Annotated in this window: 17 protein-coding genes and 4 tRNA genes; 4 read left to right on the top strand and 17 right to left on the bottom strand. The window is 60.5% G+C overall.

What is annotated here, in order from left to right; genetic code table 11:
* Window positions 1–151: 151 nt before the first annotated feature.
* The 6 genes from PSJE_RS07415 to leuC all read right to left on the bottom strand — a co-directional run bounded on the left by PSJE_RS07415 (window position 152) and on the right by leuC (window position 6,717).
* Window positions 152–1,162 (bottom strand): aspartate-semialdehyde dehydrogenase, encoded by a 1,011-nt coding sequence (locus tag PSJE_RS07415; RefSeq protein WP_090454222.1) that lies wholly within the window; start codon window positions 1,160–1,162, stop codon window positions 152–154.
* A 256-nt stretch (window positions 1,163–1,418) separates the two neighbouring features.
* Entirely contained in the window at window positions 1,419–2,531 is a 1,113-nt protein-coding gene (asd, locus tag PSJE_RS07410) for an aspartate-semialdehyde dehydrogenase (RefSeq protein WP_057715575.1), read from the bottom strand.
* Window positions 2,532–2,597: 66 nt separating this feature from the next.
* The gene (leuB, locus tag PSJE_RS07405; protein WP_007997553.1) at window positions 2,598–3,680 is read right to left on the bottom strand and encodes a 3-isopropylmalate dehydrogenase; all 1,083 of its coding nucleotides are present in this window, start codon (window positions 3,678–3,680) and stop codon (window positions 2,598–2,600) included.
* A gap of 50 nt (window positions 3,681–3,730) precedes the next feature.
* Entirely contained in the window at window positions 3,731–4,498 is a 768-nt protein-coding gene (locus PSJE_RS07400) for a class I SAM-dependent methyltransferase (protein ID WP_057715576.1), read from the bottom strand.
* A 144-nt stretch (window positions 4,499–4,642) separates the two neighbouring features.
* Window positions 4,643–5,287 (bottom strand): 3-isopropylmalate dehydratase small subunit, encoded by a 645-nt coding sequence (gene leuD / locus PSJE_RS07395; RefSeq protein ID WP_015095895.1) that lies wholly within the window; start codon window positions 5,285–5,287, stop codon window positions 4,643–4,645.
* Window positions 5,288–5,298: 11 nt separating this feature from the next.
* Window positions 5,299–6,717, bottom strand: coding sequence for a 3-isopropylmalate dehydratase large subunit (gene leuC, locus PSJE_RS07390; protein ID WP_090454220.1), 1,419 nt, complete (start codon window positions 6,715–6,717; stop codon window positions 5,299–5,301).
* A gap of 148 nt (window positions 6,718–6,865) precedes the next feature.
* On the opposite strand from leuC, the gene PSJE_RS07385 reads away from it, so the two are divergent.
* Both PSJE_RS07385 and PSJE_RS07380 read left to right on the top strand, forming a co-directional pair.
* Window positions 6,866–7,756, top strand: coding sequence for a LysR family transcriptional regulator (locus PSJE_RS07385; RefSeq protein WP_057715578.1), 891 nt, complete (start codon window positions 6,866–6,868; stop codon window positions 7,754–7,756).
* Window positions 7,757–7,821: 65 nt separating this feature from the next.
* A complete protein-coding gene (locus tag PSJE_RS07380) occupies window positions 7,822–11,100 on the top strand; it encodes a PAS domain S-box protein (protein ID WP_090454218.1) in 3,279 nt (1,092 codons plus the stop codon).
* Between the two features lie 46 nt (window positions 11,101–11,146).
* Here PSJE_RS07380 and PSJE_RS07375 read toward each other — a convergent pair whose 3' ends face one another.
* From PSJE_RS07375 to gltX, 10 genes are all read right to left on the bottom strand, one after another.
* Window positions 11,147–11,593: an Hsp20 family protein gene (locus tag PSJE_RS07375; protein ID WP_090454216.1), complete on the bottom strand. Its 447-nt coding sequence runs from the start codon at window positions 11,591–11,593 to the stop codon at window positions 11,147–11,149.
* A gap of 132 nt (window positions 11,594–11,725) precedes the next feature.
* Entirely contained in the window at window positions 11,726–12,685 is a 960-nt protein-coding gene (locus PSJE_RS07370; RefSeq protein WP_008050845.1) for a tRNA dihydrouridine synthase, read from the bottom strand.
* A gap of 201 nt (window positions 12,686–12,886) precedes the next feature.
* Window positions 12,887–13,324, bottom strand: coding sequence for an acyl-CoA thioesterase (locus PSJE_RS07365; RefSeq protein ID WP_090454214.1), 438 nt, complete (start codon window positions 13,322–13,324; stop codon window positions 12,887–12,889).
* A gap of 49 nt (window positions 13,325–13,373) precedes the next feature.
* Window positions 13,374–14,207 carry an alpha/beta fold hydrolase gene (locus PSJE_RS07360; protein WP_090454212.1) on the bottom strand — a complete coding sequence of 278 codons (834 nt, stop codon included), beginning with the start codon at window positions 14,205–14,207 and terminating at the stop codon, window positions 13,374–13,376.
* Between the two features lie 29 nt (window positions 14,208–14,236).
* Window positions 14,237–14,776 carry a TetR/AcrR family transcriptional regulator gene (locus PSJE_RS07355; protein ID WP_057715584.1) on the bottom strand — a complete coding sequence of 180 codons (540 nt, stop codon included), beginning with the start codon at window positions 14,774–14,776 and terminating at the stop codon, window positions 14,237–14,239.
* A 193-nt stretch (window positions 14,777–14,969) separates the two neighbouring features.
* Window positions 14,970–15,045: transfer RNA gene (locus tag PSJE_RS07350), tRNA-Glu, on the bottom strand.
* 80 nt (window positions 15,046–15,125) lie between these two features.
* Window positions 15,126–15,201, bottom strand: a tRNA-Ala gene (locus PSJE_RS07345).
* A 53-nt stretch (window positions 15,202–15,254) separates the two neighbouring features.
* Window positions 15,255–15,330: transfer RNA gene (locus PSJE_RS07340), tRNA-Glu, on the bottom strand.
* Window positions 15,331–15,409: 79 nt separating this feature from the next.
* Window positions 15,410–15,485: transfer RNA gene (locus PSJE_RS07335), tRNA-Ala, on the bottom strand.
* 203 nt (window positions 15,486–15,688) lie between these two features.
* Window positions 15,689–17,170 carry a glutamate--tRNA ligase gene (gene gltX / locus PSJE_RS07330; protein ID WP_090454210.1) on the bottom strand — a complete coding sequence of 494 codons (1,482 nt, stop codon included), beginning with the start codon at window positions 17,168–17,170 and terminating at the stop codon, window positions 15,689–15,691.
* Between the two features lie 230 nt (window positions 17,171–17,400).
* Between gltX and PSJE_RS07325 the strand changes: the two genes are divergently transcribed.
* Entirely contained in the window at window positions 17,401–18,489 is a 1,089-nt protein-coding gene (locus PSJE_RS07325; protein ID WP_090454208.1) for an HlyD family secretion protein, read from the top strand.
* On the top strand, window positions 18,479–20,029 hold the full coding sequence (locus PSJE_RS07320; RefSeq protein ID WP_090454206.1) for an MDR family MFS transporter: 1,551 nt from the start codon (window positions 18,479–18,481) through the stop codon (window positions 20,027–20,029). Before PSJE_RS07325 ends, PSJE_RS07320 begins: the two co-directional genes overlap by 11 nt.
* A gap of 117 nt (window positions 20,030–20,146) precedes the next feature.
* Here the strand turns inward: PSJE_RS07320 and uvrB are convergent, their stop codons facing one another.
* Window positions 20,147–22,162 (bottom strand): excinuclease ABC subunit UvrB, encoded by a 2,016-nt coding sequence (uvrB, locus tag PSJE_RS07315; RefSeq protein WP_057715588.1) that lies wholly within the window; start codon window positions 22,160–22,162, stop codon window positions 20,147–20,149.
* Window positions 22,163–22,168: the final 6 nt, after the last annotated feature.

The raw sequence follows: 22,168 nt of genomic DNA, 5'->3' as shown, positions 1-22,168 counted from the left end.
TGCCGTAAGGCATTGCACGCAACGGCGAGGGTCGTCGCGCGCGATCATTTCATTGATGCCCGGCAAAGCCCCGCAGAGTGGCTCTGCCTTCAGCACTCCGGCAAGCATAGGCTCGCGCGGAATCATTCGACAAATTGTTGCAAAGTATCTTTTACAGCAGGTCTTTTATCAACAACTCGGCCAGCTGCACAGCGTTGAGCGCCGCGCCTTTGCGTACGTTATCTGACGTCAGCCACAGATTAAGTTCCGACGTGTCGTCAATACCATGGCGAACCCGACCAACGTAGACCACATCCTGGCCTACCGCATCGCCCACCGGGGTCGGGTAGTCGCCGGCTTCCACCAGTTCGATGCCGGGAGCGTCTTCCAGGGCCGCATTGACTTTCCCCAGGTCGATTTCACTCGCGGACTGCAGGGTCACGCTATAGCTATCGCCAAAAAACACCGGGGCTTGAATGCAAGTGACGGAAATCTTCAATGAAGGCCGCGCCATGACCTGGCGCAGCTCACGCACCAGGCGTTTTTCCAGCAGCGTATGACCTTGCTCATCCGGTTTACCGACCTGGGCCAACAGGTTGAAGGCCATTTGCCGATCAAAGAATTTCGGCTCCAGCGGCCGCACATTCAGCAGTTCGGCGGTTTGCCGGGCGAGCTCGCTCACGGCTTCGCGGCCCTGGGCCGATACCGCCAGGCTGGCGGTCAGGCTGATGCGCTGCAAATCAAGCAAATCCATCAGTGGCGCGAGCACCACCGCCAGCGTGGTGGCCGACGGGCTTGGACTGCTGACCTGAAAGGGTTTGTTCAAGCCGGCCAACACCTGGGCATTGGCTTCAGGCACAACCTGTGGCGCCTTTTCGGCCGGCAGGGCACCGGAGAGATCGATAACCGAGCAACCGGCATCGGTCGCGCGGGAAGCGAAACTCAACGAAACCGCCGGGCCGGCGGCAAAGAATGCCAACTGCACCTTGCTGAAGTCGAACTGATCGACTTCCCGCACCCGCACGTTCTTGCCGCGAAACGGCACCGAACTGCCGGCCGACTCGCTGCTGGCCAACAGGTGCAGGTTGCCGATCGGGAAATCGCGCTCTTCGAGAATCTGCACGAGTGTTTCGCCGACAGTACCGGTGGCGCCGATCACGGCAATATCAATGGACTGGCTCATGGTTTGACCTCTGGCGAAACGGGGGGAGCGGCACTTTACCGGGTGGGTGGGATACAGGCAATTTCTGCCTGGGATTTGTAGTGTCTGTACCGGCCTCATCGCGAGCAAGCTCGCTCCCACAGGGGGTACGCATTCCAATGTGGGAGCAAGCTTGCTCGCGATGACGGAATATCAGGCAACCCATAAACATCAGGTTGCCGGGAATAAAAAACCCGCGCCTCTTGCAAGGCGCGGGTTCTTTCATTGCATCAACCGATCAACGCTCGAGCAGGATCCGCAGCATGCGACGCAGCGGTTCGGCCGCGCCCCACAGCAACTGGTCGCCGACGGTGAACGCGCCGACAAATTGCGAGCCCATGTTCAGCTTGCGCAGACGACCAACCGGGATGTTCAGGGTGCCGGTGACCTTGTTCGGGCTCAGCTCCTGAATGCTGGTTTCGCGGTTGTTCGGCACCAGCTTGACCCAAGGGTTGTGCTGGCTGATCAAACCTTCGATATCAGCGATCGGTACGTCTTTGTTCAGCTTGATGGTCAGCGCCTGGCTGTGGCAGCGCATGGCGCCGATGCGCACGCAGATGCCATCGACCGGGATCGGGCTCTTGAAGCGACCGAGGATCTTGTTGGTCTCGGCCTGGGCCTTCCACTCTTCGCGGCTCTGACCGTTCGGCAGTTCCTTGTCGATCCACGGGATCAGGCTGCCGGCCAACGGTACGCCGAAGTTTTCAGTCGGGTAAGCGTCGCTGCGCATGGCTTCAGCCACACGGCGGTCGATGTCGAGGATCGCGCTGGCCGGATCGGCCAGTTGATCGGCAACAGCGGCGTGGGTCGCGCCCATTTGCTTGATCAGTTCACGCATGTTCTGCGCGCCGGCACCGGAGGCCGCCTGATAGGTCATGGCGCTCATCCACTCCACCAGGCCAGCTTCGAACAGGCCACCGAGGCCCATCAGCATCAGGCTGACGGTGCAGTTGCCGCCGATGTAGTTCTTGGTGCCCGCGTCCAGTTGCTGGTCGATGACCTTGCGGTTGACCGGATCCAGAACGATCACCGCATCATCCTGCATACGCAGACTGGAAGCGGCGTCGATCCAGTAACCCTGCCAGCCGGCTTCACGCAGCTTGGGGAAGACTTCGCTGGTGTAGTCGCCACCCTGGCAGGTCAGAATCACGTCGAGGGTTTTCAGCTCTTCAATGCTGTAAGCGTCCTTGAGCGGAGCAATGTCCTTGCCCACGGACGGGCCTTGGCCACCGACATTGGAAGTGGTGAAAAACACCGGCTCGATAAGATCGAAATCCTGCTCTTCCAGCATCCGCTGCATGAGCACGGAACCGACCATGCCGCGCCAACCGATCAGACCTACACGTTTCATCGCAACTACACCTTCTTGAAATGTGGACCGCTGCCTTGTCTTGAATTTGGCAGCGGGCCCGAGAGATTACAGATTCCGCAGCGCGGCGACTACTGCGTCACCCATTTCCTGCGTACCGACTTTAGTGCAACCGGCCGACCAGATGTCACCGGTGCGCAAGCCCTGATCCAGCACCAGGCTGACGGCTTTCTCGATGGCATCGGCCGCGGCCTGCTGGTTGAAGCTGTAACGCAACATCATCGACACCGACAAAATGGTCGCCAGCGGGTTGGCGATGCCCTTGCCCGCGATGTCCGGGGCCGAACCGTGGCACGGCTCGTACATGCCCTTGTTGTTGGTGTCCAGGGACGCCGACGGCAGCATGCCGATGGAACCGGTGAGCATCGAGGCCTGGTCGGACAGGATGTCGCCGAACATGTTGTCGGTAACGATCACGTCGAACTGCTTCGGTGCGCGCACCAGCTGCATCGCGGCGTTGTCGACGTACATGTGGCTCAGTTCGACTTCAGGATAATCCTTGGCCACTTGTTCGACCACTTCACGCCACAGTTGGCTGGAGGCCAGTACGTTGGCCTTGTCCACCGAGCACAGCTTCTTGCCACGGACCATGGCCATGTCGAAACCGACACGGGCGATGCGGCGGATTTCGCTTTCGCTGTACGGCAGGGTGTCATAGGACTGACGCTCGCCGTTTTCCAGGGTACGGGTACCACGAGGCGCGCCGAAGTAGATGCCGCCGGTCAGCTCACGAACGATCAGGATGTCCAGGCCGGCCACGATTTCCGGCTTCAGGCTGGAAGCCTCGGCCAGTTGCGGGTACAGGATCGCCGGACGCAGGTTGCCGAACAGGCCCAGTTGCGCACGGATTTTCAGCAGACCGCGTTCAGGGCGGATGTCACGTTCGATGGCATCCCATTTCGGGCCGCCAACGGCGCCCAGCAACACGGCGTCGGCCGCGCGGGCACGCTCCAGGGTCTCGTCGGCCAACGGCACGCCGTGCTTGTCGATGGCAGCGCCACCGATCACGTCGTGGCTCAGTTCGAAACCCAAGGCGAACTTGTCGCTGGCCAATTCCAGCACCTTGACCGCTTCGGCCATGATTTCCGGGCCAATACCGTCACCTGGGAGAATCAGAATCTGCTTGCTCATGCTTTCCTCATGTCATCAGTCGGTGCGCCTTGGGCGCACCCGGAAAAATTCTATCGCTCGGCCATCAGTACCAGCACATCCGTACTGAACGAACCATCGGCCTCAATCTCAAAATATTCGCGTACTTCATTGCCCATCGACTGCTGCAACTCGCGGATCGCCGCGCGCATCACTTGCGGTGTGCGCATGCGCTCGACCCAGCTGTTGTATTCCAGGCGCAAGCGCTGACGGGTGGTACTGCGGGTGTGCAGCCCCGCCTCGCTGACCTGGCGCAACCACTCGCCAGCGGAATAATCGCGCACATGGCTGGTGTCGCGCAGCACTTCGACGCTTTGCAGGTAAGTGTCGAACAGCGGGCTACCCGGTGACAACACGTCGACGAACGCGGCCACACCGCCCGGCTTCAGGACTCGACGCACCTCCCGCAGGGCCACGCCCAGGTCGCTCCAATGGTGCGCCGAATAGCGGCTGAAGACGAAATCGAATTCGCCATCGGCGAACGGCAGGCGCTCGGCGGCACCGTTGACCGTGGTTACGTTGCTCAAGCCACGGTCGACAGCAGCGGCAGCGACCACGTCGAGCATTTGCTGCGACAGGTCGTAGGCCACCACCTCTTTCACCAATGAGGCTACGTGAAAACTCACGTGACCTGCGCCGCACCCCAGATCCAGGACCCTGGCCTCGCCCTGCCCCGCCAGTTCGGCCTGTAGCAGCGCGAATTCGGTGCCTTGAGCGTGTACGGCACTGCTCAGGTAGGCCGAGGCCTGTTCACCGAATTGCTTCTGGACTACCTGGCTGTGTCGGGCGGTGCTGGTCATGGGGACTTCCTTTTTGGGGTGAGTCTTGGGGTGTCTGTTCTGGCCTCATCGCGAGCAAGCTTGCTCCCACAGGTTTTGTTTACGCCGCAAATCCAATGTGGGAGCGAGCTTGCTCGCGATGGCGTCATTACGCCTTAAGCAAATTCAAGCGTCGCGAAACAACCAAGGCTGGCTCGCACGATGTTTGGCCTCAAATGCCGCAATCGCATCGCCGTCCTGCAAGGTCAGGCCGATATCGTCCAGGCCGTTCAACAGGCAATGCTTGCGAAACGCATCAATCTCAAAGCTCAACACCTTGCCATCCGGACGGGTCACGGTCTGGGCCTGCAGGTCAACCTGCAACTGATAGCCCGGATTAGCCTCGACCTGCTGGAACAGTTCGTCGACTTCGGCGTCGCTCAAGATGATCGGCAGCAAGCCGTTCTTGAAGCTGTTGTTGAAGAAGATGTCGGCATAGCTCGGCGCGATGATGCTGCGGAAACCGTACTCTTCCAGCGCCCACGGCGCGTGTTCACGGCTGGAGCCGCAACCGAAGTTCTCGCGGGCCAGCAACACGCTGGCGCCCTGGTAACGTTCGGCGTTGAGGACGAAGTCCTTGTTCAGCGGACGCTTGGAGTTGTCCTGGTAAGGCTGGCCCACATCCAGGTAACGCCATTCATCGAACAGGTTCGGGCCAAAGCCCGTGCGCTTGATCGACTTCAGGAACTGCTTCGGGATGATCTGGTCGGTGTCGACGTTGGCACGATCCAAAGGCGCGACAAGACCAGTGTGCTGGGTAAAAGCTTTCATGCTGCGCTCCTTCAGATCAATTCACGGACGTCGACGAAACGACCGTTTATAGCAGCGGCTGCGGCCATGGCCGGGCTGACGAGGTGAGTACGACCACCGGCACCCTGACGGCCTTCGAAGTTACGGTTGGAGGTCGAGGCGCAATGCTCACCAGACTCCAGGCGGTCCGGGTTCATCGCCAGGCACATCGAGCAACCCGGCTCACGCCATTCGAAACCGGCCTCGAGGAAAATCTTGTCCAGGCCTTCCGATTCAGCCTGGGCTTTAACCAGGCCCGAGCCCGGCACCACGATGGCCTGCTTGATGGTCGAGGCCACTTTACGGCCCTTGGCGATCACGGCCGCCGCACGCAGGTCTTCGATCCGCGAGTTGGTGCAGGAACCGATGAACACGCGGTCGAGCTGAATGTCGGTGATCGCCTGATTGGCGGTCAAACCCATGTACTTCAAGGCACGGACGATGGAGTCGCGCTTGACCAGGTCCATTTCCTTCGCAGGATCCGGCACGTTCTGGTCTACCGCCAGCACCATCTCAGGCGAAGTACCCCAGCTGACTTGCGGCTTGATCCGGGTCGCATCGAGCTCGACAACCGTATCAAACGTGGCATCGGCGTCAGACACCAGGTCTTTCCAGGCTTCAACGGCCAGGTCCCATTCCGCGCCTTTCGGGGCAAATGGACGGCCCTTGACGTAAGCCACGGTTTTTTCGTCCGCAGCCACCAGGCCTACGCGAGCGCCGGCCTCGATGGACATGTTGCAGATGGTCATGCGGCCTTCGACGGACAGGTCGCGAATCGCGCTGCCGGCGAACTCGATGGCGTGGCCGTTACCGCCGGCGGTGCCGATCTTGCCGATCACCGCGAGCACGATGTCCTTGGCGGTCACGCCGAACGGCAATTGGCCTTCGACGCGCACCAGCATGTTTTTCATTTTCTTGGCGACCAGGCACTGGGTGGCGAGCACATGCTCGACTTCGGAAGTGCCGATACCGTGGGCCAATGCGCCGAATGCGCCATGGGTCGAGGTATGGGAGTCGCCGCAGACCACGGTCATGCCGGGCAAGGTTGCGCCTTGCTCCGGGCCGATGACATGGACGATGCCCTGGCGAACGTCGTTCATCTTGAACTCGACAATGCCGTATTCATCGCAGTTGTCATCGAGGGTCTGGACTTGCAGGCGCGAAACCTGGTCAACGATGGCGTCGATGCCGCCCTTGCGCTCCGGCGTGGTCGGTACGTTGTGGTCCGGGGTCGCGATGTTGGCATCGATGCGCCATGGCTTGCGCCCGGCCAGACGCAGGCCTTCGAAGGCTTGCGGCGAGGTCACTTCGTGGATGATGTGACGATCGATGTAGATCAGCGCAGAGCCATCGTCGCGCTGCTTGACCAAATGCGAATCCCAGAGCTTGTCGTAGAGCGTTTTGCCGGCCATCAGACGGTTTCCTCATCAGCTTGTTTCTATGCCCTGGGTCTTGAGCGATTCAATAACCCCTTGGCTTGTGAGGCTGATCCTATGGGGTTACATTAAATAACTCAAATTCATATTTTTTATGCTTTGGATAACCAACTGGAATACTACTATGGACCTGGCCAACCTCAATGCCTTTATTGCCATCGCCGAGACCGGAAGCTTCTCCGGCGCCGGGGAACGGCTGCACCTGACCCAGCCGGCCATCAGCAAGCGCATCGCCGGGCTGGAGCAGCAATTGAAGGTGCGGTTGTTCGACCGTCTGGGTCGTGAAGTGGGCCTGACCGAGGCCGGGCGCGCCCTGCTGCCGCGGGCTTATCAGATTCTCAATGTCCTCGATGATACGCGCCGAGCCCTGACCAACCTCACCGGCGAAGTGACCGGCCGTCTGACCCTGGCCACCAGCCACCACATCGGCTTGCACCGTTTGCCGCCCTTGCTGAGGGAGTTCACCCGACTCTACCCACAAGTGGCTCTGGATATTCAGTTCCTCGATTCGGAAGTGGCCTACGAGGAAATTCTCCATGGCCGCGCCGAACTGGCGGTCATTACCCTGGCGCCAGAACCCCATGCGCTGGTCAAGGCCACCCCTGTATGGGACGACCCGCTGGATTTCGTGGTTGCCCCGGAGCATTCGTTGCTCAATAACGGCAAGGTCAGCCTGGCGGACATCGCCCGACACCCGGCGGTCTTCCCCGGTGGCAATACCTTTACCCACCACATTGTGCAGCGGCTGTTTGAAGCCCAGGGCCTGACGCCAAACATCGCCATGAGCACCAACTACCTGGAAACCATCAAGATGATGGTCTCGATCGGGCTGGCCTGGAGCGTTTTGCCGCGCACCATGCTCGATGACCAGGTGGCGCGCATACCTTTGCCGGGCATACAGCTCACTCGCCAGCTAGGCTATATCTTGCACACAGAAAGGACGCTGTCGAATGCTGCGCGGGCCTTCATGGCCTTGCTGGACGCTCAACTCGATCAGCCAGGGACTCAAGGCTAAGCTGTGCTAATCCTGTAGAGCCGCGAATTCCTGCCCCAAACGCCCATTCAGCCCAAGGCTTGCCAATGCCCAAATCTGTTGACCGTATTCCGCCAATGCCGCGTATACAGGCACTTGACCCGAAAAGCTCCGAACAGAGCTGGGAAAGTGCCCCGCAATTGTTGGCCGCGCTCAACGGCGCGCGCCTGGGTGCGTGGTATTGGGACATCGAGCGCGGGAAGATCAGTTGGTCCCGGGGCACGCAGGCGCTGTTCGGCTTCGATCCCCGCAAACCGTTGCCATCGGATCTGGAATACCTCGACTTGCTGCCTCCGGAGGATCGCGCGAAAACCGTTCGCGCGTTCCACGCAGTCATCGCTGGCGCACCGCTGGAGCAAGCGATGCATCACCGCATCCGCTGGCCCGATGGCAGCCTGCACTGGCTGGAAATCAGCGGCAGCCTGTTACCGGACAAGCACGGCCGGCCACGGATGATCGGTGTGATCCGCGAGATTACCCACCAGCGCCAGCGCGAACAGGCGTTGAGCAGCTCGGAAAAACGCTTCGCCACCCTGTTCCACCTGTGCCCCAACATGGTCCTGCTGACCCGCCAGGAAGACGGCCTGATCACCGAAGCCAACCAATATTTCGAAAGCCTGTTCGGCTGGCCGGTGCAAAACGCGATCGGCCGCACCACCCTGGAACTGGGCCTGTGGGTGCATCCCGAACAACGGGCCGAACTGGTCAAGGCCACCAAAGCCAAAGGCGACCTGGTCAGCATGGAAGTGCAGTTTCGCGCCAGCAATGGCCAGGTTCACGACGGCATCCTCAGTGCGCAAAAGGTCGAGCTCGAAGGCCAACCCTATCTACTGAGCACGTTCCTTGACACCACCGAGCGCAAAGTCGCCGAACAGGCCCTAAAGGACAGCCAGGAACGCCTCGACCTGGCACTGGACTCGGCGCAACTCGGCACCTGGGACTGGCACATTCCCAGCGGCATGCTCTACGGATCGGCACGGGCCGCCCAACTGCACGGTCTGGACGCCAAGCCCTTCCACGAGTCCTTCGACGAGTTCTTCGAAGGCGTGCCCGGCGAAGAACGCGACACCATGCGCGACGCTTACCGCAGTCTGCGTGAAGGCCCGGCCGGCAACTATCAATTGACCTACCGCGTGCAATTGCCCGACGGCACCTCGCGCTATCTGGAAAGCCGTGCCCGCCTCTACCGCGATGACAACGGTGTGCCGGTGCGTATGGCCGGCACCTTGCTCGACATCACTGATCAGGTGGAGCGCGAACAACGGCTGGTGGCCTCCGAAGAGAAATTCGCCACGCTGTTCCAGGTCAGCCCCGATCCGATCTGCGTCACCCGCCAGGACTCCGGCCAGTTCATTGAAATCAACTCCAGCTTCACCCAGACCTTCGGCTGGAGCACCGCCGATGTGATCGGCCGCAGCGCCGACGAAATCGGCCTGTGGGACGCTTCGGCGAAAAGCCTGCGACGAATCGAACAAGTGATCCGCGAACAAGGCCTGAACAACGTGGCCATTCTGGTCCAGCACAAGGAAGGACAGACCCTGACTTGTGTGATTTCCAGCCGCCAGATCAGCGTCGGCGACCAGCCCTGCATCGTCACCACCCTGCGCGATATCACCCAGCAACAGCGCTCGGAAGCGGCGCTCAAGGCCAGTGAAGAGAAATTCGCCAAGGCCTTCCACTCCAGCCCCGACGCCATCACCATCACGGAGCGCGACACCGGACGCTATCTGGAGGTCAACGACGGCTTCTGCCGCCTGACCGGCTACCGCGCCGAGGAAGTGGTGGGCCGCACGGTGTACCAGGTCGGGATCTGGGCTGAAGAAAAACAACGCTCGGCGCTGCTGGCCGAACTGCAGATCAAGGGGCGGGTTCATCACCAGGAAATGCTCGGGCGCAACAAGTGCGGCGAACTGCTGACCGTCGAAGTCTCGGTGGAACCGATCACCCTCAATGAAACCGCCTGCCTGCTGTTGACCGCGCGCGACGTCAGCCTGCTGAAAAACGCCGAAGCGCAGATTCGCCACCTGGCCTACCACGACCCACTGACCAATCTGCCCAATCGCGCCCTGCTGATGGACCGCCTGAGTCAGCAGATCGCTCTGCTCAAACGGCATAACCTGCGTGGCGCGCTGATGTTCCTCGACCTCGACCACTTCAAGCACATCAACGACTCCCTCGGGCACCCGGTGGGCGATACCGTGCTGAAAATCATCACCGCACGCCTGGAGGCCAGCGTGCGCATGGAAGATACCGTTGCGCGCCTGGGCGGTGACGAATTCGTGGTGCTGCTCAGCGGTCTCGAAGGCTCGCGCAGCGAGGTCAGCGATCAGGTTCGCCAACTGGCCGACACCATCCGCGAGCTGCTGTCCGAACCGATGTTCCTCGACGGCCAGCGACTGCAAGTGACACCCAGCATCGGCATTGCGCTGATCCCCGATCACGGCTCGACCCCGACCGACCTGCTCAAGCGCGCCGACATCGCGCTCTATCGCGCCAAGGACTCGGGTCGCAATACCACGCAGATGTACCACAACACCATGCAGAAGGCCGCGAGCGAACGCCTGCGCATGGAAACCGACTTGCGCCTGGCCCTTTCCCGGGGCGAGTTTCGCGTGCATTACCAACCCCAGGTCGACGCCCGGGGCGACCGCATCGTCGGCGCCGAAGCCTTGGTGCGCTGGAATCATCCAGAGCTCGGCGCGCAGTCACCCACCGAGTTCATCAAGGTGCTGGAAGACAGCGGACTGATTCTTGAGGTCGGCACCTGGATCCTCGACGAAGCCTGCCAAGCCTTCAAACGGTTGATCGACGACGGTCTGGTGAATCCGTATAAATTCAGCCTGTGCGTGAACATCAGCCCGCGCCAGTTCCGCCAGAACGATTTCGTCGAACGTGTCGAAAACAGCCTGAACACCTATGGCCTGCCCTGCTCCCTGTTGAAACTGGAAATCACCGAAGGCATCGTGATCCAGAACCTGGAAGACACTATCAGCAAAATGCGCCGCCTGAAAAAACTCGGTGTGAGCTTCGCCATGGACGACTTCGGCACTGGCTACTCCTCGCTGACCTACCTCAAGCGCTTGCCGGTCGACACCCTGAAAATCGACAAGTCTTTCATCCGCGACGCCACCAGCGACCCGAACGACGCCGAGATCATCCGCGCCATCGTCGCCATGGCCCACAGCCTGGATTTGAAAGTGATAGCCGAAGGGGTGGAAACGGCGGAGCAGCTTGAGTTCCTGCAGGGGCTGGAGTGTCACTTCTACCAAGGGTATTTGCACAGCCTGCCGTTGCCGGTGGAGGAGTTTCAAAAACTGCTGAAGTGACAGGCACAAAAAAGGGCGCCAATGGCGCCCTTCTTCTTGCTCCGACTCAGTGTTGCAGAGCCGGCTTTTGCGTCCCGTTGATCGGGATGCGCTTGGCTTTCGCCTCTTCCGGAATCACCCGTAGCAGGTCGATGCTCAACAGACCGTTGCTCAGGTCGGCAGCCTTGATCTCGATGTGGTCCGCCAGACGGAAGGACAGCTTGAACGCACGCTGGGCAATGCCCTGGTGCAGGAAGGTCACGCCCTCGTTGGCGTCACGTTTGCCACCACTGATGGTCAGCACACCCTTCTCGACTTGCAGCTCCAGGTCATCTTCCTGGAAGCCGGCGGCCGCTACGACGATGCGGTATTGATCGTCACCGTGTTTTTCCACGTTGTAGGGCGGGTAAGTGCTGCCTGGCTCATTGCGCAGGGCAGTTTCGAACAGGTCGTTGAAACGGTCGAAACCTACCGAGGAACGGAACAGTGGGGCCAGGGAAAATGCGGTACTCATGATTCAAATCTCCTGAAAACAATCAGCAAGGTTTTTTGTCTCCGCGACCCGAATTCGGCATCGCGTAACCCTTAGATAGGGACCGCTGATTGCATTTCAAGAGATTGTTTTCTGCTTTTTTTAAAAAGAGTTTCAGGCCGCTTCCGCCACCGGCAGACCCAGCAAGCGCGAGACGTTATCCAGCTCGGTCTCACGACGCAGCACGGTGAACAGCTCTACCGCCTCGGGATAATTGCGGGTCAGCATCGCCAGCCATTGCTTCAGGCGGCCCGGCGACTGGCGTGGTGTCATCTGCGCTTTGGCTTGCAGCCAGAAGTCCTGGATCAGCGGCAACAACTCGGCCCAGGTCATCTCGACCACCTCCTCGCCGGCCCGCGCCGCGGCGATCTGCCGGGCGAGATCCGGGCGCGAAACCAGGCCGCGACCGAGCATGATGTCCTCCACGCCGCTGATCTCGCGGCAACGACGCCAGTCTTCGACGCTCCAGATGTCGCCGTTGGCGAACACCGGCACCTTGACCACGTCCTGCACCCGCGGAATCCACTCCCAGTGTGCCGGTGGCTTGTAGCCGTCGACCTTGGTCCGCGCGTGCACCACGATGTGTTCGGCGCCGCCTTCGGCCAGGGCCGTGGCACACACCAGCGAGCCGTCCGGGCTGTCGAAGCCCAGGCGCATCTTGGCGGTGACTGGAATGTGCGCGGGGACGGCACGACGGACGTGCTCGACGATCTGGTTGAGCAGCTCGGGTTCCTTGAGCAATACCGCACCACCACGGGATTTGTTGACGGTCTTGGCCGGACAGCCGAAGTTCAGGTCGATCACTTCGGAACCCAGCTCACAAGCCAGCGCGGCATTTTCCGCCAGGCACACAGGATCGGAACCGAGCAGTTGCACACGCAGCGGCACACCGGAGGCCGTCCGGGCACCGTTGAGCAACTCCGGGCCGAACTTGTGGAAATAGGCAGGTGTGAGCAACTGGTCGTTGACCCGAATGAACTCGGTCACGCACCAGTCAATACCACCCACACGGGTCAGCACATCGCGCAGGATGTCGTCGACCAACCCCTCCATGGGCGCCAAAGCAATTTGCATGAAAAACACACTCGAGGAAAAACGTGCGGCAGTTTACTGGATAATCGAGCGAAAGACTTGCGCATACCCTTGTGGCGAGGGGGCTTGCCCCCGTTGGGTCGCGAAGCGGCCCCGGCATTTCGTCAGATAAATTGCATCGACAGGTTTTGCGACTGCTTCGCAGCCGAACGGGGGCAAGCCCCCTCGCCACAGGAACCAGTGTCAGGCCGGGGTTTGCAACGCCGGGCCATAACCATCGATGAACTCTGCCGGCATGCGCTTGGGCTTGCCGGTAGACAGCTCGATGCAGACGAAGGTGGTCTGCGCGCGCAATAGCGTGGTGTTGTCGCTGGGGCGCTTCAACTGGAAGTGCCGGGTCATTTTAAGGCGCTGATCCCAATCGACGATCCAGGTCGCCAATTGCAACTCATCGTCCTCATAGGCTGCCGCCAGGTAATCGATCTCGTGCCGCACCACCGCCATCGCCCGGTCCAGCCGCCGATACTCGACCAGGTCCAGGCCAAGACGCTGGGAGTGGCGCCAGGCACAGCGTTCGAGCCAGGTCACGTAGACCGCGTTGTTCGCGTGCCCCAACCCGTCAATGTCCTCGGCGCTCACTTGCAGATCAATGATGAATGGCGTTTCCCGATCCCAGCCCATGCCCGACTCCCTGGTCAGATAATTTCGACCGGGGCAGTGTAACGGAAGCTCAGGCGGATTGGCGTGATTGCAGACTGCGCCCGGCCAGCAGTGATAACACGCCATCAATCACCCGAGGGTCGGCCAACACTCGCTGATGACCACCGTCTTTCAAACGCAACAAGCGGCTGTCGAACCAGGCTTCATGGATCAGCTGGGATTCCTTCACAGAGACAAAGTTGTCGTCTTCGGCATGGACAATCAGGCCGGGCATGTCGAGTTGATAGTGCGCGACATCCAGCGTCGCGGCTCGCATGCCGACGTCTTGCTCGACCTGGCGAATGAACGCCGAGCGGGCCTTCGGTGGCAGCCCGACATAACGGGCAAAACCACGCAACACACCAAGAATCCTCGCCGGGGCCGCAATGCTGACCAGGGTTTCGGTGCGCAGGCCCAACTGGACCGCGAGCATCGCACTGGCGCCGCCCATGGAGTGGCCGATGACCGCTTGCAGGGGTGGCAGTTCGGCGGCCGCTTCCAGCATGGCGCGGGCGAACAGCACCACATTCGCTTCACTGCCCGGTGAGCGACCGTGGGCCGGACCATCCAGAGCCACGACCGAGTAACCGGCATCGACCAGCGCGGTGATGAGGCTGGCAAACTGCGTCGGCCGCCCTTCCCAGCCATGCATCAGCAATACTGCCGGGCCCTGACCCCAACGCAAGGCCGAGAGACCGAAACGCAGGGTGACCCGCTCGGACTTGGCCAACAGTGGCAGCTCCCAGTCACGCAGCGGCAGATCCCGTGGCGTCATGAACGCCTGTCGCATTTTGCTTGCGACCAGTTTCGGGGCAACCCAGCCCAAGGTGCCATTAACGCCACGAACCCACTTTAACGTGCTCATCGCATTCTCCTCAGGCCGCAGCCTTCAGGTCAACGCACCGCCGATTTGGCGGCGCGCAGTAATCGATCGGACAACTCTCCTGGCCCCAGCGCCCGCGCCAGAGCCAGCCCACCCACCATCAAGGCCATGTCGGCCAGGGCTTTTTCGGTTTCTTCAGGGCTGGCCGCCAACTGCGCGACCATCAATTCCACATGCTCATTGAGCGCGACACGAAACGCTTCCGGCAGCCGCCCCAGTTCGCCGACCGATGCCGGGATCGGACAGGCCGATTCGGAGGAATCACGGTGCTTGCGCGACAGATAGAACGCCGCCACCAGCGCGCGGCGCTCTTCGCCGGTCAACTCCGCGTCCATGTCGGCAATCAAGTCACGGCGGTGACCGAGCAATTGCCTGAACGCCTCCAGCATCATCGCGTCCTTGCTTTCGAAGTGGGCGTAGAAGCCGCCGACCGTCAGGCCCGCCGCGCCCATCACTTCGCCCACGCTTGGCTCGGCCGGGCCGCGCTGAATCAGCGCTGCGCTGGCAGCCTTGAGGATGCGTTCGCGGGTTTGGGCTTTTTTATCGTTCATCGTTGCCTCCGAATATTACGATTGAAATATTATTCTCATAATAAATTTTAGCAAGTCATGGGCGTGACCGCTGGTCTGAAGAACAGTTTTTTTGGAAATTTTGGAAATGGAGGAATTTGGCCAAACGCCAGACAAACAAAAGGGCCATTCAATAATTGAATGACCCTTATAAATCCCGCAGAGCGGGTAATCGTGGCGTCCCCTAGGGGACTCGAACCCCTGTTACCGCCGTGAAAGGGCGGTGTCCTAGGCCACTAGACGAAGGGGACACAAACCCTTCTATACAACTGATCAGTGCTGAGTGCTGATCGATTCAAGGCCGGTGTGGCCAGACCTTGAACTGTAAAATTGGTGGAGCTAAGCGGGATCGAACCGCTGACCTCCTGCATGCCATGCAGGCGCTCTCCCAGCTGAGCTATAGCCCCGGATTTTTCGCCTCGCGGCGGAGCGACATCTTGCAACATCGCTTCTGTAAAACTGGCGTCCCCTAGGGGACTCGAACCCCTGTTACCGCCGTGAAAGGGCGGTGTCCTAGGCCACTAGACGAAGGGGACGCAAACCCTTCTATACAACCGATCAACGCTGAGTGTTGATCGCTTCAAGGCCGGTGTGGCCAGACCTTGAAGTGTAAATTGGTGGAGCTAGACGGGATCGAACCGTCGACCTCTTGCATGCCATGCAAGCGCTCTCCCAGCTGAGCTATAGCCCCTCATCGTTGATGTCATCGCTGAGGACGGGGCGAATCTTAAGGGCGTATCGAAAGCCTGTCAAACTTATTTTTCAAAAAAATTAAAATTTTTTGCCGACATAACAATCACTTACCGCCCTCCCCCCCGAAAAATCGGGGTCTGAGGACCACTGCGCGCCCAACGACGGGCACACACAATGGCCATCAGCCCTTCATCAATCGCTTTAGGCAATCGCGCCCAACAGCTTTTCCCACTCCTTGTTTTCTTTCTTCGACACGCCGCCCAGCAGGTCAATGGCCTGGCGCAGACGGAAACGGGTCAGGTCCGGCCCGAGGATTTCCATCGCATCGAGCACCGACACCGAGCTGGCCTGGCCAGTGATCGCAGCGAACATCAGCGGCATGGCATCACGCAGCTTCAGCTCCAGGGATTCGACCACCGCCTGAATGGTCGCGGTGATGCTGTCCTTTTCCCACTGACGCAGGCTTTCGAGCTTCCACAGGATCAACTGCATCAACTGACGAACCTGATCACCCGACAGCTTCTTCGATTCGAACAACTTCGCATCCGGGTTCACGCCACCGGCAAAGAAGAACCCGGCCAGCGGTGCCACCTGGCTGAAGGTTTCGACCCGGCCCTGTACGTGCGGTGCGATCTTCATCATGTATTCGGAATTGAACGCCCACTTCTGCACGCGCGCGGCGAACTCTTCCACCGGCAGGTCGCGCAGCCACTGGCCGTTGAGCCACGACAGTTTCTCGATGTCGAAGATCGGCCCGCCGAGGGACACGCGCTTGAGGTCGAAGTTGTCGACCATTTCCTGCAGCGAGAACTTCTCGCGCTCGTCCGGCATCGACCAGCCCATGCGACCCAGGTAGTTGAGCATCGCTTCGGGCATGAAGCCCATGCGCTCGTAGAAGGTCACCGAGGTCGGGTTCTTGCGCTTGGACAGTTTGCTCTTGTCCGGGTTACGCAGCAGCGGCATGTAGCACAGCTCCGGTTGTTCCCAGCCGAAGTATTCGTAAAGCAGGATCAGCTTCGGTGCCGATGGCAGCCATTCTTCGCCACGCAATACGTGGGTGATGCCCATCAGGTGGTCGTCGACCACATTGGCCAGGAAGTAGGTCGGCAGGCCGTCGGTCTTCATCAGGACTTGCATGTCCATGCGGTCCCACGGAATTTCAACGTCACCACGGAGCATGTCCGGCACCACGCAGACGCCTTCGCTCGGTACTTTCATGCGGATAACGTGGGGCTCGCCAGCGGCAAGGCGACGGGCGACCTCTTCCTTGGACAGCAGCAGCGCGCGGCCGTCGTAACGCGGGGTTTCGCCGCGAGCCATCTGCTCGGCGCGCATCTGGTCAAGCTCTTCGGCGGTGCAGAAGCACGGGAAGGCATGGCCCATTTCGACCAGTTGCTGGCAATACTTCTGGTAAATGTCGCCGCGCTCGCTTTGACGGTACGGACCGTGCGGGCCGCCGACATCCGGGCCTTCGCTCCAGTCGATCCCGAGCCAGCGCAAGGCGTCGAAAATCTGCTGTTCGGACTCGCGGGTCGAACGCAGCTGGTCAGTGTCTTCGATCCGCAGGATGAACTCACCGCCGTGCTGCTTGGCAAAGCAGTAGTTGAACAAGGCGATATAGGCGGTACCTACGTGGGGATCCCCGGTAGGCGATGGCGCGATGCGAGTGCGGACGGTGGTCATGGCATGTCTCGAAAAGAATAAAAGCGAAGTTCAAACAAGGCGCGAATGGTAACAGGCGACACCCGCCCGGCTCCAGTGAACAGGGCATTTAAGCCAAGGTTGCGTCTGTAACGCCCGTACAGGGAGGTGAATGGCCGAAAATCAGCCGACAGCATTTACCGCTTATCGGCTGTATGCCAGATTTGCCCGCTGATAACTTCTCTTACAATTTCTCGACTACAGTTTGCCCCATGCCTGCCCAACTCAAGCGTCGCCTCTTCTCGTTCCTGCTGATTGTCCTGTTGGTTGCCGGGGGCCTGTTTGCCCATTGGCTCTTGAAGGGGCGCTTTTATGAAAGCACCGACAACGCTTATGTCCAGGGCGAGATCACCCGCGTGTCGAGCCAATTGGGCGCGCGTATCGATCAGGTGCTGGTGCAGGACAACCAGCATGTCGAGAAAGGCCAGTTGCTGGTCAGACTCGAAGGCGACGACTTCCGCCTCGCTGTCGACCGCGCCAATGCCGCCCTGGCCACCCGTCAGGCCGAACGCCTGCAAGCCCAGAGCAAACTGACCCAGCAGGCCAGCCTGATTGCCGCCAGCGAAGCGCAGGTCGCGTCCAGCCAGGCCAGCCTGGGTCGCTCGCAGATCGACCTGACCCGCGCCGAGACCTTGCGCAAACCCGGCTATATCTCGGAAGAACGGGTGACCACCCTCTCCGCCGACAACCACATCGCACGCTCGCAAGTGGCCAAGGCCCAGGCCGACGCGCAAAGCCAGCGCCAGCAGGTCAATGCGCTGAATGCAGAGATCAAACGCCTCGACGCGCAGATCGCCAACGCCAAAACCGACCTGGCCCAGGCCGAACTGAACCTGACCCGCAGCGAAATCCATGCCCCCATCAGCGGCCTGATCGGCCAGCGTGCAGCCCGCGAAGGCCAATATGTGCAGGCCGGCGCTTACCTGTTGTCGATCGTGCCGGACGAAGACATCTGGATTCAGGCCAATTTCAAGGAAACCCAGATTGGCCACATGCAGCCCGGCCAGGAAGCCGAACTGACCTTCGACGCCTACAGCGACACCCCGATCAAAGCCAGGGTCGACAGCCTGTTCGCCGCCTCGGGCGCGCAGTTCAGCCTGTTGCCGCCGGACAATGCCACGGGCAACTTCACCAAAGTCGTACAACGGATTCCGGTCAAACTGACCTTCGCCGCGGACAATCCGCTGCGCGGCAAGATCCGCCCGGGCATGTCGGTCACCGCCAAGGTGAACATCAAGGACGCCCCTGAAGAAATCACCCCCAAAGTGAGCCACAAAGACGCCCCTGACGATGGCCGGTGATCAACTGATCCGCCCGGTCGGCGAACCGACCCGGCGGGACTGGATTGCGGTGATGAGCGTGATGCTCGGTGCGTTCATGGCGGTGCTGGACATCCAGATCACCAACTCCTCGCTCAAGGACATCCAGGGTGCACTGTCGGCGACTCTGGAAGAAGGTTCGTGGATTTCCACCTCGTACCTGGTGGCGGAAATCATCATGATCCCGCTCACGGCCTGGCTCGTGCAGCTGCTGTCAGCCCGGCGCCTGGCAGTGTGGGTGTCCCTCGGATTCCTGGTCGCGTCCCTGCTCTGCTCCATGGCGTGGAGCCTGGAAAGCATGATCGTGTTCCGCGCCCTGCAAGGCTTTACCGGTGGCGCGCTGATTCCGCTGGCGTTCACCCTGACCCTGATCAAGCTCCCGGAACACCACCGCGCCAAAGGCATGGCCATGTTCGCCATGACCGCCACCTTCGCGCCCTCCATCGGCCCGACCCTCGGCGGCTGGCTGACGGAAAACTGGGGCTGGGAATACATTTTCTACATCAACATCCCGCCCGGCCTGATCATGATCGCCGGCCTGATGTACGGCCTGGAGAAGAAAGAAGCCCACTGGGAATTGCTGAAAAGCACCGACTACGCCGGCATTCTCACCCTCGGCGTCGGGCTCGGTTGCTTGCAGGTGTTCCTGGAGGAAGGCCATCGCAAGGACTGGCTGGAATCGAGCCTGATCGTAACCCTGGGCAGCATCGCACTGGTCAGCCTGATCAGCTTTGTGATCGTGCAGACCTCCAAACCCAATCCGCTGATCAACCTCGGCATCCTGCGCAATCGCAACTTTGGCTTATCAAGCATTTCCAGTGTCGGGATGGGGGTCGGGCTGTACGGCTCGATCTACCTGTTGCCGCTGTACCTGGCGCAGATCCAGAACTACAACGCCTTGCAGATCGGCGAAGTGATCATGTGGATGGGCGTGCCGCAGCTGTTTCTGATTCCGCTGGTGCCCAAATTGATGAAATACGTCTCGCCCAAATGGCTGTGCACACTGGGCTTCGGGCTATTCGGGTTGGCGAGTTTCTCTTCGGGCGTGTTGAACCCGGACTTTGCCGGGCCGCAGTTCAATCAGATCCAGATCATCCGCGCCCTGGGCCAACCACTGATCATGGTCACCATCTCGCTGATCGCCACCGCTTACATCCTGCCCCAGGATGCGGGATCGGCCTCGAGCCTGTTCAACATCCTGCGCAACCTCGGCGGCGCCATCGGCATCGCCCTGCTCGCCACGCTGCTGGATGCGCGGACCAAGGTTTACTTTGATTACCTGCGTGAATCCATCGTGCCGAGCAATCCGCAGGTCGCTGAACGGATCGCCTCACTGGCTGACAGGCTGGGCAATGAAACGGCAGCCCTGGGCAAACTCAGCGAGATCGCCCACCAGCAGGCGTCGATCATGGCCTACAACGATGCGTTTCATTTTGTCGGGATTGCGTTGGGGATCAGCATGGTGGCGGTGTTGCTGACCAAAAAGTTGCCGGAGGGGTTGAAGGCTGGGGAAGCACACTAATTGATACTTGCAGCGCCCTGACCGGTCTCATCGCGAGCAAGCTCGCTCCCACAGGGATCACACCGAACCTTGTGGGAGCGAGCTTGCTCGCGATGAGGCCAGTTCAGACACTACAAATCAAACAGTAATCAACCGCTCGCGCAACTTGCCAATCTCATCACGCATCTGCGCCGCCGCTTCAAACTCCAGATCGCGCGCCAACGCATACATCTTCTCTTCCAGGGCCTTGATACGCTTGGCGATCTCGCCCGGCGAACGCAATTCCGCTTCGTATTTGGCGTTCTCTTCCGCCGCCTTGGCCATGCCCTTGCGCTTCTTGCTGCGCGAACCCGGCACGGTGGCGCCTTCCATGATGTCGGCGACGTCCTTGAACACACCTTTGGGGGTGATGCCGTTGGCCAGGTTGAAGGCGATCTGCTTGTCGCGACGGCGCTCGGTTTCGCCGATCGCGCGCTCCATGGAACCGGTAATCCGGTCGGCATACAGAATCGCCCGGCCATTGAGGTTACGTGCCGCGCGCCCGATGGTCTGGATCAGTGAGCGCTCGGAACGCAGGAAACCTTCCTTGTCGGCATCGAGGATCGCCACCAGCGACACTTCCGGCATATCCAGGCCTTCGCGCAGCAGGTTGATCCCCACCAGCACATCGAAAGTACCCAGGCGCAGATCACGGATGATCTCGACCCGCTCCACGGTGTCGATGTCCGAGTGCAAATAGCGCACGCGCACGCCGTGATCCGCCAGATAGTCAGTCAAGTCTTCGGCCATGCGCTTGGTCAGCGTCGTGACCAGCACTCGCTCTTCCAGAGCGACGCGCTTGGTGATTTCCGACAGCAAGTCGTCGACCTGGGTCAGTGCCGGGCGAATCTCGATTTGTGGGTCCACCAGCCCGGTCGGGCGCACCACCATGTCAATGACGCGGCCAGCGTGTTCGGCTTCGTAGTTGCCCGGGGTCGCCGAGACGAAAATCGTCTGCGGGCTGATGCTTTCCCATTCATCGAAACGCATCGGCCGGTTATCCAGCGCTGAAGGCAAGCGGAAACCGTATTCCACCAGTGTCTCTTTACGCGAACGGTCGCCTTTGTACATCGCACCGACCTGCGGAACGCTGACGTGGGACTCGTCGATCACCAGCAAAGCATCGGCAGGCAGGTAATCGTAAAGGGTTGGTGGTGCCGCGCCGGCTTCGCGGCCGGACAGATAGCGCGAGTAGTTTTCGATGCCGTTGCAGTAACCCAGCTCGAGGATCATCTCCAGGTCGAAACGGGTGCGCTGCTCCAGGCGCTGGGCTTCCACCAATTTGTTGTTGGAGCGCAGGTATTCCAGACGCTCCTGCAACTCGACCTTGATGCCCTCGACCGCGCCCATCAGGGTTTCCCGTGGCGTCACGTAGTGGCTCTTCGGGTAGAAGGTGAAGCGCGGCAGTTTGCGAATGACTTCGCCGGTGAGCGGATCGAACGCCGACAGGCTTTCCACTTCATCGTCGAACAGCTCGATGCGGATCGCCTCGAAGTCGGATTCCGCCGGGTGGATATCGATCACATCGCCACGCACGCGGAAGGTCGCACGGGCAAAATCCATGTCGTTGCGGGTGTATTGCAGGTCAGCCAGGCGTCGCAGCAATTCGCGCTGGTCGAGCCGGTCGCCGCGATCCACGTGCAACACCATCTTCAAATAGGTTTCCGGACTGCCCAGACCGTAGATGCACGACACCGTGGTGACGATGATCGCGTCTTTGCGCTCGAGCAATGCCTTGGTCGCCGACAAACGCATTTGCTCGATGTGGTCGTTGATCGACGCATCCTTCTCGATGAAGGTGTCCGAGGACGGCACATAGGCTTCCGGCTGGTAGTAGTCGTAGTAGGAAACGAAATATTCCACCGCGTTGTTCGGGAAGAACGCCTTGAACTCCCCGTACAACTGCGCCGCCAGGGTCTTGTTCGGCGCCAGTACCAGGGTCGGGCGCTGCACCTGGGCGATCACATTGGCGATGCTGAACGTCTTGCCCGAGCCGGTCACACCGAGCAGCGTCTGGTGCGCCAGCCCGGCTTCGATGCCCTCGACCATCAGGCGGATGGCTTCCGGCTGATCGCCGGCGGGCTCGAAACGGGTGACTAGCTGGAATTCAGACATGAAATA

The organism is Pseudomonas jessenii (genome assembly GCF_002236115.1).
GTDB classification, from domain to species: Bacteria; Pseudomonadota; Gammaproteobacteria; order Pseudomonadales; family Pseudomonadaceae; genus Aquipseudomonas; species Aquipseudomonas jessenii.
This window is presented reverse-complemented; position numbering and strand designations above follow the sequence as displayed.